This is a genomic window from Amycolatopsis sp. lyj-108 (assembly GCF_046549005.1).
GTDB lineage: Bacteria > Actinomycetota > Actinomycetes > Mycobacteriales > Pseudonocardiaceae > Amycolatopsis.
Genome location: NZ_JAJPWQ010000007.1, coordinates 509,707 through 520,257, shown reverse-complemented (window position 1 = coordinate 520,257; position 10,551 = coordinate 509,707). Strand labels below are relative to the sequence as shown.

The following is a 10,551-nucleotide window of genomic DNA, read 5'->3' as shown; positions in this document are numbered from 1 at the left end:
CCCCCCCCCCCCCCCCCCCCCCCCCCCCCCCCCCCCACCCCCTTACACCGACCACGCCACCTTCGCTCAGGGCCGAGGGATGTTGCGGAGGTTCGCGCGGGCAAGGTCGATCATCCGGCCGACACCGCCTTCGAGGACGACCTTGCTCGCGGCCAACGCGAATCCGCCGAGCTGCCCGGCGGTGATGTGCGGCGGGACGGACAGTGCGTTCGGGTCGGTCACGACGTCCACCAGCGCGGGGCCGTCGTGACTCAGCGCCTCCTTGAGAGCCGCGCGCAGCCGGGTCGGGTCGGTCACCCGCTCGGCTCGCAGACCGGCGCCACTGGCGATGGCGGCGAAGTCGACCGGGCGGTGGTCGGTCTGATAGTCGGGCAGGCCGTCGACCAGCATCTCCAGTTTCACCATGCCCAGCGAGGAATTGTTGAACGTCACGATCTTGACCGGAAGGTCGTGCAAGGCCACGGTGAGCAGTTCGCCGAGCAGCATGCCGAGCCCACCGTCGCCGGACATCGACACGACCTGGCGTCCCGGGTACGCGAACTGCGCGCCGATGGCGTGCGGCAGCGCGTTGGCCATGGTGCCGTGCAGGAACGACCCGATGACCCGGCGGCGCCCGTTGGGCGTGAGATACCGGGCCGCCCACACATTGCACATTCCGGTGTCCACGGTGAAGATCGCGTCGTCCGCGGCGAGTTCGTCCAGCAGGTCCGCGGCGAACTCCGGGTGGATGGGAACGTGCCGTTCGACGTTGCGGGTGTAGGCGTCGACGACCTGCTCCAGCGTTTTGCAGTGCTCACGCAGCATGCGGTCCAGGAACGTCCGATCGGTCTTGCGTCGCAGGAGCGGCCGCACGGCTCGCAGCGTCTCCCGTACGTCGCCGTGCACCGCCAGTTCCAGCGGGGTACGGCGGCCGAGCCGGGTCGCGTCGTGGTCGACCTGCACGGTCCGGGCCTGGGGCAGGAAGGAATCGTAAGGGAAATCAGTGCCCAGCAGGAGCAGCAGATCGGCATCGTGCATCGCCCGGTAACAGGCGCCGTAGCCGAGCAGCCCGCTCATTCCGACGTCGTAGGGGTTGTCGTACTGGATCCACTCCTTGCCGCGCAGGCTGTGGCCGACCGGCGCCTGGACGGTCTCGGCCAGTTCCATCACCTCGGCGTGCGCGCCGCGCACCCCGGCACCGGCGAACACCGTGACGGTTTCGGCTTCGTTGATCAACTCGGCGAGCCGTGTCACCTGGGATTCGGGCGGCATGACCGTCCCGTGTTCGGTGACCGGCACCCCGCTCCCGGTGGGCGCCGCGGCCTCGAGGTGCGCGACGTCGCCGGGCAGCACGAGCACCGACACCTCGCCGCGGGACAACGCGTGCTGCATGGCGATCCGCAGCACCCTTGGCATTTGAGCGGGCCTGCTGATCTGCTCGCAGTAGCCGCTGCAGTCGACGAACAGCCGTTCGGGATGGGTCTCCTGGAAGAACCCGGTCCCGATCTGGGCGGACGGGATATGCGAGGCGAGCGCGAGAACCGGGGCACCGGTACGGTGCGCGTCGTAAAGACCCTGCACCAGATGCGTGTTGCCGGGACCGCAGCTGCCGGCGCACACCGCGAGCTTTCCGGTCAGCTGGGCCTCGGCGGCCGCGGCGAACGCGCCCGCCTCCTCGTTCCGTACGTGCACCCATTCGATGCCCGGGGTGCGGCGGATGGCGTCGACGATGGGGTTGAGGCTATCTCCGACCACGCCGTAGATCCGCTCCACCCCGGCCTGCACCAGGACTTGGACGAACTGCTCGGCGACGTTGGGCTTGGCCATCAGGACCCCTTCGATACTCCGGCGGCGGGACTGCCCTTCATGATCCACGGGAGTGCCCCGCCTCGCACGACCTAGCGCCTGTTTTCTGACTGTCCATAAGGGACATATCCGAGGTGTCAGTGTCCGAGTTGGGCGAGTTGTACGGCTTGGCGAGGGGTCGTGAGTGGTAAAGAGGGTTAGAACGCTACTTGCCACTCACGACCCCTTTGCCTAAACGGGCATATGTCTTAAAGTAGACATTTCGTCGCTGGAATGCGTCTCCTGTGGACACTCAGAACGCAGCTGACTCCTGTCGGCCAGCCCGGAACCACGCTTGGGCGCGAAGAGCGCGAACTTGGCTTATGAAACGCGACCTAGCCGAGGTCGGCCGCGGAACCGACCACGACGGCATAGAGATCACCGATCGTGGCGAGGGCGGAGCGATGCTGCTCCGCGGCGGTCACCGGGCCGACGGCGGACGGGAGCGCGCGCGTCGCGCAGGCGGCCGCCACCACGGTCGGGGCGTTTCCGCGCAGGAACGCGCCTTCCGCGGTGAACGTGACACACATATGGGTCATGAACCCGGCCACGACGACGTTCTGATGTCCGGCCGCGTCGACCAGTTCTCCCAACGGGGTGCCGACGAACGAGTTCGGCGCGGTCTTCACCACGACCTCCTCCCCCGGAGCGGGGGCGACCCGTTCGTGGATCTGGCCGATGTCCTGCTGGAGGTCGTACGGGCTGCCCTCGCCGCCGTCGTGCTTGACGTGAATGACCGTCGCGCCCTCGGCACGGGCGCGCGCCAGCAAGGTGGCCGCCTCGTCGAGCGCCGCGTCCCAGCCGTCGAGTTCCATCACGCCGCGCGTGTAGGTGTTCTGGTAGTCGACGAGGATCACCGTCGCGTCCGAGAGAGTCGCGGGAGTCGTCGGCAGGGTGCTGATCTCGCGGAGAGTGGTGCTGGTCATCGTGTTTCCTTCGCTTTCCGTCGGTACGGTTACCATCGTGGCTGACCCGATCCGATACTGGGATACGGATTCGGGTCGGCTGTGGTCGAGATCGGCCGACATCCGTGAGAAGAGAGATCGATGAGTGCTCCACAGGTGGCCGTCCTGGCGTTCGAGGGGGTCAGCCCGTTCCATCTCGCCGTGCCGTCCCTGGTGTGGGGACCCGAGGCCCCGGCGGGTGACATGGAGCCGTGGCCGATCACGGTCGTCGCCGTCGAGCCGGGCCGTCTCGCCACGAGCGGCGGTTACGCGATCGACGTGCCCGCAGGCCTCGACGCGCTCACGAAGGCCGACATCGTCGTCGTGCCGTGGTGGTCGGATCCGGAAGCCCCGGCACCTTCGCCCGTCGCCGCCGCTTTGCGCGCCGCGCACGAACGCGGAGCGCTCGTCGTCGGGCTCTGCTTGGGCGTCTTCGCGCTCGCCGACGCCGGCATCCTCGACGGGCGCGCCGCGACCACTCACTGGAAATGGGTCGAAACGTTCCGGAGGCGCTTCCCAGCGGTGGAGCTGCGCCCCGAGGAGCTGTACGTCGACGAAGGCGACGTAGTGACCGGCGCGGGTGCGACCGCCGGAATCGACACCTGTCTTCACCTGCTCGCGCGCACGGCCGGCCAGGTCGTCGCGAACGGCGTCGCCCGCCGGATCGTCGCCGCGCCGCATCGCCCCGGCGGCCAGGCCCAGTTCATCGAGCTTCCCGTACCCGCGCCGGACAACGATCCGCTGACCCAGGTGATGAGCTGGGCACAGTCCCGGTTGGACGTACCGCACACCATCGACGGGCTCGCCGCCCGTGCGCATATGAGCCGGAGCACCTTCACCCGCTCGTTCCGTGCCCGCACCGGGACCACCGTCCACAACTGGCTCGTCGCACAACGCCTCGCGCGGGCCAGGCACCTTCTCGAAACGACCGCGTTCGGCATCGACGCCATCGCCGCGCAGTCCGGTTTCGGCACGCCTGCCCGTCTTCGCGAGCACTTCGCCGCCGCACTGGGCACCACACCGACCCGCTACCGGGTCGAGTTCTCCGGCAGTGCGGCTCTCCGCTGAGAAATCCTTTTCCTGCGCCAACCCGGAAAGCGGGATCATTATTTCCGCAAACCGGTGACGCCGTGCGAGCCCGGAAAGAGCCATGCCCTACACTTGCTTTTCGCATCGGCGAATAGCTCACCCCAGAGGGTGAGCTCAATCGAGTGCATTGCCTGGCGGAACTGGATCGAAGAACCCACTCCAGGGCAAGATGACCCCGGCACGAGAACCGTTCTGACGGAGGACCATGTGGAACTGTGCGGGACCCCCATCTTCGACTCCCTGGTCGAGGAAACGAGGAGGGCGGCCGCCGGTGATGGCGGGCTCCCCCGAGGCGGCGAGGATAATTCCGAATTGACCGAGAACAACACCGATGCCGGTCAGGAAAATCAATGACGACCGCGCACGCGCTCTCTTTCAGTCGGTTTCCGATGAATGCGGTTCGACAGAAAAGTCGGCCGAATTCCGCAGATTGTCGAGCAACTCCAGCCTGCCGGTGATGACCCCGGTCAGAATCCCGCGCGCGACGGCGAGCAGCTCGGTGATCGACGGACTGGCGAGGGAGTACGACACGGTCGTACCCTCCTTGTGCGGCACCACCAGATCGGCCCGGCGCAGCACCGCGAGCTGCTGGGACAGGTTGGCAGGCTCGATACCGAGGTCGGCGAGCAGCTCCGAGACGTGATGGTCGCGCTCGCCGAGCAGTTCGAGCACCCGGATCCGGACGGGGTGGCCCAGCGTTTTGAAGAGCTCCGCCTTCGCCTGGTACAGGGGCCTGTTCATCGGCATCCCTCCCTCGCGGGTCCCGCCGTCCGGATGAGCTCGATCGTGCCCGACCACACGGTCCACTGAACCGCACCCCGCGCGGAACCGCAGCGGCCACACCCGATCAGGGCACGGCCGCGTTTCTTCAGCGCCAAAAATTGCACATTTATGCAAATCTGCACATCAGAGAAGGTGAGAACACCTGTGAGTCACGTCCCCGCCGCGACCAGCCGGGCGAATCTGGTCCTCGCCGCGCACGCGGCGGAACTCGCCGACCTGGCCGCGAACGCCGCCCGGGCCGGCTCCGCGTCGGACCACTCCGGTCTGATCGGGCTGGCGCAGCAGATCGTCGAGGCCGCGGTGGTCGCCGCGAGGCTCGACGGGAAGACCTGGCAGGAGATCGCGTACGGGCTCGACGGGGAGACACCGCGGTCCGTGCGAACCCGCTACGGGCCCGCGGTCGCGCGGTTCCGGGCGGATCCCTTCCCCTCGCAGGACTCCCGCCGTGAAGGTGTACCGGACAACACCGAGCGGACGTCCTTCCGCATCCGGCGGCTGTCTGTCCCGGAACCGCATCCCGACACCACCGCCGGGTCCTCGACCGGGCACCTCGCCCTGGTCACGATCCCGCCCGAGCAGGGTGACACCGGAACGGGGCCCGAACCGGCGGCCGCGGACGCCAGACTGAAGATCGCGGAACGGCTGGTCGCCGCCTACGAGCGGATCGCGACCAACGACCGGCAGCCCCCGCAATGGATCCTCGACGGCCTCGCCCACGCCCGCCGCACGGCCGCGGAACTCCGCGTCCACGCGGGCACGCCGTCTGATTGACGTTCTCTCGGCAGGAAGCTACGCGGTGGTCGCCAGACCGGCTTCGCGGTCGAAGTCGTGCTCGTCCTCGGTCTGCTTGCGCGACACCATCTTCGCGACCAGGTCGAAGATCGGCGTGGCTTCCTGCGGGAAGGTCACGCTCTGCTGGTTCGCGCTCTCGGCGATCATGAACTACTGCTCCTCAAGGGTGATGACTACAGCGACCGTTCACTCTAACGGCCCCGCCGTGGTGACGGGCCGTATTCGGAGTTTTCGGCCGAAACTTCTCGCGCTCACAGGTATTGACTGAGGTCATGGCCCTTCGGGTTCTTGACCCACTCGGCGCCGTCGGGTTTGGTGAACTTGCCGCTGATGGTGTCGAACGTGGTGCCCAGCGGGGGCAGATCCGGCAGCGGGACGTCCATCTTGCTGTCCATCAGCCGTTTGGCGATGTCCGGGGTGATCCCGGTGTACTGGGTGTTGATCTCGACGTGGTCGCGGATGCCGCGTTCGAAGTCGTTGTCCGATTTGGGGAACTTCACCTCGTCGCTGGGCTTGACCCGGAAGTCGATGCCGATGTCGGAGGCGTCCCGGTTCGCCAGTGCGTTCTTGAGGTCGACGTAGGTCTGGAGGCTCGATTCGAGCTTCTTGTAGTTCATGTTCGCGGTGTGGGTCAGCGGGATCATGTTGTCCGAGTTGCCCGGCCCGCCCATGTCACCGTTCTCGAGGTGGCCGCGGATCCACTTCTCGTCGGCGCTGAGGAACTGGCTCTCGCCCGGCTTGGGGTTCCTCTTCGGGGTGCTCTCCAGGGTCTCCACCAGCTTCTCGCTCAGGTTGTTCTCCCCGTACACCTCCCCGTTCTGGTCCGTCTTGTTGCGGATGATCGAGTTCTTGTTCAGCGCGTCCACGTCGGTGACCTGCTTGGGGTCCGGCGTGTTGACGAAGTCCTTCCCGCGGGTGGAGTTCTTGTCGTAGGTGGCCCGGACCTCTTCGGTGGTGCCCGCCTGGTTCTTGGTGCGGCCGCCGCGATTGGCGTTGTCGTTCTCGGTACGCGGACGTTTCGCGCTGCCACCGGTGTTGCCCGCGTTGTGCCCCGTCCCGCTGGTGTCCGGACCGTCGACGTGCTTGCGTTTCTTGTCGCACCACACCAGGCCGAGTGGATCCGAACCCGAGGTCGGGTCGTGCGGGTAACCGGCCGGATCGGGCCCGGCGGGGAGGCCGAGCGGATCCTGGCTGAGGTAGCGCGCGGTGGCCGGGTCGAAGTAGCGGTGCAGGTTGTAGTGCAGCCCGCTTTCCGCGTCCAGGTACTGGCCGGGGAACCGCAGCGGTGTGCCGGGGAAACCGGTCAACGGCAAGCCCCACAGCGTCCAGCGGCCGCTCCAGCTCGGTGTGCCCAGCGGGTCGAGCAGGTCGGTCGGGGTCCCGATGGAGTCGTTCACGAAAGCGCGGAACCGGGCCGGCGCGTTGCCGTGTTCGGTCTGGGTGACGGGTTCCTCGGTGTCCGGCCGCCGCTCCCAGGTGGTGACCGTGACCCCCGCCGGGCCGGTGTGCGCCTGCTCGATCAGCGAGTTGCCGTCCCAGACGAAACGCGTCTGCTCGACGACCCGGCCGTCCGGGGCGAGCAGTTCCTTCGCCGTGCGACGGCCGAGCGGGTCGTAGCGGTACCGCCAGCGGCGGCCGTCCGGCGTGGTGAGTCCGGTCAGCCGGTTGCGCGCGTCCCACTCGTACCGCCAGATCCGGTCACCTTCGTGCCGGGCGGTACGCCGTCCGCTCATGTCGTGCTCGTAGCGGACCACCCCGGCGCTGGTGATCGTGTTGCGGTCGTAGGTGCGCGGCCCGGCTTCGGGATAAGCCATCGTCGTGGTGGCCCACTGCACGACCTTGCCCGCCCGGTCGTAGGCGATGTCCTCGCGCACGTTGTCGACCAGGTGGGTGGTGATCCGCCCGGTCGCGTCGCGTCCGAAGGATTCGCCTCCCGCGGCGTCGCGGATCGCGGTGAGGTCGCCGTCGGCCGACCTGGCGAACTCGCGGTGCCGCAGCACGGTGCCTGTCGCGTCGGTCAGGGTCTGGCCGATGATCCGGTCGTCGGCGTCGAACTGCTGCCGCAACCGGGAGCCCTGGTCGACGCGCCGCTCGATCGGACGGCCTTCGGCGTCGTAGGCGTAGTCGACTACGTGCTCGGCGGTCGACAGCGCGCTCGGCCGCTCTTCCTCGTCGAAGGACCACACACTCGTTGCGCCGGAAGGGGTTCGACGGCTGATCGTCCCCTCCGCGGAGTCGTACGCGAAGACCACCTCCAGCCCGTCGGTGACCGTGCGCACCGTCCGGCCGTTGTCGTCCCGTTCGAACTCCACCACGGACTCGCCGTCGTCCGCGCGGACCAGCTCGCCGACCACGTCGTAGGCGTAGGTGGTCTCCGTGTCGTCGGTGCGGATCCGGACCAGGTTGCCGATCAGGTCGTAGCCGTATTCCGTGACTCGACCGGCGGGGTCGACGGACCGGATCAGCTGCCCTGCCGCGTCGTAGGCGTAGGTGTGCGCCCGGCCGTCGAAGTCGGTCTGCCGGACGAGACGGCCCGCGGGATCGTATTCATAGGTCCAGGTCAGCCCGTTCGGGTTGGTCACCACGACCGGCCGCAACTCGGTGTCGTAGGTGTACTGGGTGCGCCCACCCGCCGGATCGATCTCCGCGGTCAGCATGTCGAACGGGCCGTACTCGCGGCGGGTCGTGCGCCCAGCCGGGTCGACGTGTTCGATCTCGTTGCCTTCACTGTCGTAGCGCCAGCTCTGCCGCTCGCTCAGCGAACCGACCCGCCAGGCCCGCAGCCCCTCCACGGTCCAGCCGATCCGGGCCCGTCCCCTGCCGTGCGGGACCGAACGCGGCCTGCCGAACAGGTCGTGGTCCTCGGTCCCGGAGTCGTCGGATTCCGGGCCGGAGCCGAGGTTGATCGAGCTGGAAACGCCGACCGGGTCCTGCCGCGGATCCGGCCCCATGCCGTCCGGGTAAGCCCGGTAACGGGTGTGGTCGCCTTCGTCGGCCACCAGTCCGTCGACCGCACCGTCCTCGGACCGGTTCACCAGCACCACACTGCCGTCGGGCCGGGTGACCTTCGAGATCTCGCCCTCGGCGTTGTAGCTGAACCGCGTGGTCCGGCCGAGCGGATCGGTCTTCGACCGCATCCGGTCCCGCTCGTCCCAGGTGAAGACGGTGGTCGCGCCGAGCGGATCCGTCTCGCGAACCACGTGATGCGCGGCGTCGAGCTCGAAGACCGTGACGTGACCGAGGGAATCCGTGTAGCGCGTCCGTTTCGTCTCGTATTCGAAGGTGCAGTCGAGGAATCCGCGATCCCCGACCGTGCGCACACAGCGCCCGGCCGCGTCGTAGACGTAGCGGTACCAGATCCCGTTGCGGTCCTGCCATTCCGCCAGCCTGCCGTCGGGGTCGTAGTCGAACCGCAGGGCCCGGCCGGAGGAGTTGGTCACCTCGGTGAGGTTGCCCGCGTCGTCGTAGCCGTAGCGCATGACGACGACGTTCTGGCCCTGGACCGGATCGGTCATCCGCAGGGCCTGGATCCGGCCGCGGGCGCGGTCGATCTCCAGTACCCGTCCGTCGGAATGCCGCCAGCGCACGCCCGCGCCGTCGGCGTCGTGATCCACCTCGATCCGCGGCCCGTCCTCGCCGAGCTCGAACGCGGTCAGCGGCAGCACTCGTGACGGCGCACCCGGGACCGGCGCGAAGTACAGGGTGATCCCGGAATCCCAGGTCTCCAGCCGATAAGTGCCAGCCTCGTCCACGAGCAGCGCTCGCGAAGGCCCGGCCGGCGATTCCGTCGGCCGCCCCGGCTCCGGCAACGGAAACGTGGGCGCAGTGCCGTCGTCGGAAAAGAACCGGGCGTGTTCGGCGGTGAGCTCCAGCCGCAGATCGGCGGTCGACGCCCAGGAGCGGCCGAAGCCGGTGCCCGCGCGGTAGCTCGACATGTGGGTGCGGCGGATCCGGATCGGCAGCGGTCCGGCCAGCGACAGATCGTCCTGCACCATCACGACCTCGCCGGTGGCGATGTCGATCGGGTCGCCACAGAGGTTCATCTCGTCGGGCGCGGACTGCTTGGGCGGAGGGTCCGTTCGGGCCGGGGGCGGGTTTCCGTTGCTTCCGCCGCCACGGCTGCCGCCTGCCCCCGATGGGGTGACGTTGTCCCCCGCCGGACCGGTGTTGCCGTTCTTGTCCCCGCCGCCCGAACCACCCCTGTCGCCGCCGGAGCCGCCCTTGTCGCCGGATGGGCCGGTGTGGTCGCCAGAGGGGCTGGTGCCGCCGTCCTCGTCGGGTTTGGGTTTGGGCTTCGGCTCGGGGGATTTGACGGTGATGTCCTTGGGCTTGCCGGACGGCGTGACCGTCCCGCCCTTGAGGTTCTTCAACGCCTTCCCGGCGTCGTCGAACAGATCCCCCGCCTTCTTCAACAGCGGAACCAGGCCCTTGAGCGCCTTCACCAGCTTCGTGGTGAGGCCGGCGATCTTCGACGCGGTCTTCGCCACCGCTGCCACCACCTGCGGCACCACCCACGTCAACCCGATGCCGAGCGTGAACACCACTTGCAGCGCCCAGGAGATCAGGTGTCCGATGAGTTCGGCGATGATGTCCCGGACCAGCGTACGGACCGCGGCGACGACCTCCCCGGCCGTCTTCACCCCGCTGCCCGCGCCCTCGCTGCCCTTCTGCGCGCTCTCGATCAGCGTGGAGGTGTTCTTGGCCTGTTCGCGGTACGCGTCGGCCGCTTCCCCTGTCCAGGTGCCGAGATCCTTGTCGACCAGATCCACCAGCTCGACCGAAACGGTCCCGAGTTCCTTGGCGATGTTCGTCCAGGTCTCCGCCTGCGCCGCGATCTCGTCCGCGTTGCCGGTGAGAGCGTTGAGCGCCTCCTTCAACGGGCCCACATGCTCGATCAACCAGCCCACACCGGCGGCGAGAACCGCGCCGAACGGGTCCATCACGGCCGTCAGCGCGTCCAGCGCGGTGCCCACCGCGCCCATGGCGACAGAAGCCCAGTCGCCGCTCTCGATCGCCGACTTCAGGTCGAGCGCGCCTTCCAGCAACGGCACGCCCGACACCGCCGTCGTCGAGTCCTTGACCGGCGCGACCAACGGATTACTCATGACTTGATTCAAGC

Annotated in this window: 7 protein-coding genes; 2 read left to right on the top strand and 5 right to left on the bottom strand. The window is 68.3% G+C overall.

The window, feature by feature from the left end:
* Positions 1-66 precede the first annotated feature (66 nt).
* Both ACLJO0_RS26855 and ACLJO0_RS26850 read right to left on the bottom strand, forming a co-directional pair.
* Positions 67-1,806 (bottom strand): pyruvate dehydrogenase, encoded by a 1,740-nt coding sequence (locus tag ACLJO0_RS26855; protein WP_410581238.1) that lies wholly within the window; start codon positions 1,804-1,806, stop codon positions 67-69.
* 353 nt (positions 1,807-2,159) lie between these two features.
* The gene (locus ACLJO0_RS26850) at positions 2,160-2,750 is read right to left on the bottom strand and encodes an isochorismatase family protein (protein ID WP_410581236.1); all 591 of its coding nucleotides are present in this window, start codon (positions 2,748-2,750) and stop codon (positions 2,160-2,162) included.
* A 120-nt stretch (positions 2,751-2,870) separates the two neighbouring features.
* Between ACLJO0_RS26850 and ACLJO0_RS26845 the strand changes: the two genes are divergently transcribed.
* Positions 2,871-3,836, top strand: coding sequence for a GlxA family transcriptional regulator (locus tag ACLJO0_RS26845; RefSeq protein ID WP_410581234.1), 966 nt, complete (start codon positions 2,871-2,873; stop codon positions 3,834-3,836).
* A gap of 396 nt (positions 3,837-4,232) precedes the next feature.
* On the opposite strand, the gene ACLJO0_RS26840 is transcribed toward ACLJO0_RS26845, so the two are convergent.
* A complete protein-coding gene (locus ACLJO0_RS26840; RefSeq protein WP_410581232.1) occupies positions 4,233-4,598 on the bottom strand; it encodes an ArsR/SmtB family transcription factor in 366 nt (121 codons plus the stop codon).
* Between the two features lie 186 nt (positions 4,599-4,784).
* Between ACLJO0_RS26840 and ACLJO0_RS26835 the strand changes: the two genes are divergently transcribed.
* The gene (locus ACLJO0_RS26835) at positions 4,785-5,411 is read left to right on the top strand and encodes a hypothetical protein (protein WP_410581231.1); all 627 of its coding nucleotides are present in this window, start codon (positions 4,785-4,787) and stop codon (positions 5,409-5,411) included.
* Positions 5,412-5,429: 18 nt separating this feature from the next.
* Here ACLJO0_RS26835 and ACLJO0_RS26830 read toward each other — a convergent pair whose 3' ends face one another.
* Both ACLJO0_RS26830 and ACLJO0_RS26825 read right to left on the bottom strand, forming a co-directional pair.
* Positions 5,430-5,579, bottom strand: coding sequence for a hypothetical protein (locus tag ACLJO0_RS26830; protein ID WP_410581229.1), 150 nt, complete (start codon positions 5,577-5,579; stop codon positions 5,430-5,432).
* A 104-nt stretch (positions 5,580-5,683) separates the two neighbouring features.
* Positions 5,684-10,537 (bottom strand): DUF6531 domain-containing protein, encoded by a 4,854-nt coding sequence (locus tag ACLJO0_RS26825; RefSeq protein ID WP_410581227.1) that lies wholly within the window; start codon positions 10,535-10,537, stop codon positions 5,684-5,686.
* Between the last annotated feature and the right edge of the window lie 14 nt (positions 10,538-10,551).

Bases quoted from the DNA above. Each gene is read 5' to 3' on its own strand.
- ACLJO0_RS26855 (WP_410581238.1), bottom strand. From the start codon at position 1,806: ATGGCCAAGCCCAACGTCGCCGAGCAGTTCGTCCAAGTCCTGGTGCAG.
- ACLJO0_RS26850 (WP_410581236.1), bottom strand. From the start codon at position 2,750: ATGACCAGCACCACTCTCCGCGAGATCAGCACCCTGCCGACGACTCCC.
- ACLJO0_RS26845 (WP_410581234.1), top strand. From the start codon at position 2,871: ATGAGTGCTCCACAGGTGGCCGTCCTGGCGTTCGAGGGGGTCAGCCCG.
- ACLJO0_RS26840 (WP_410581232.1), bottom strand. From the start codon at position 4,598: ATGAACAGGCCCCTGTACCAGGCGAAGGCGGAGCTCTTCAAAACGCTG.
- ACLJO0_RS26830 (WP_410581229.1), bottom strand. From the start codon at position 5,579: ATGATCGCCGAGAGCGCGAACCAGCAGAGCGTGACCTTCCCGCAGGAA.
- ACLJO0_RS26825 (WP_410581227.1), bottom strand. From the start codon at position 10,537: ATGAGTAATCCGTTGGTCGCGCCGGTCAAGGACTCGACGACGGCGGTG.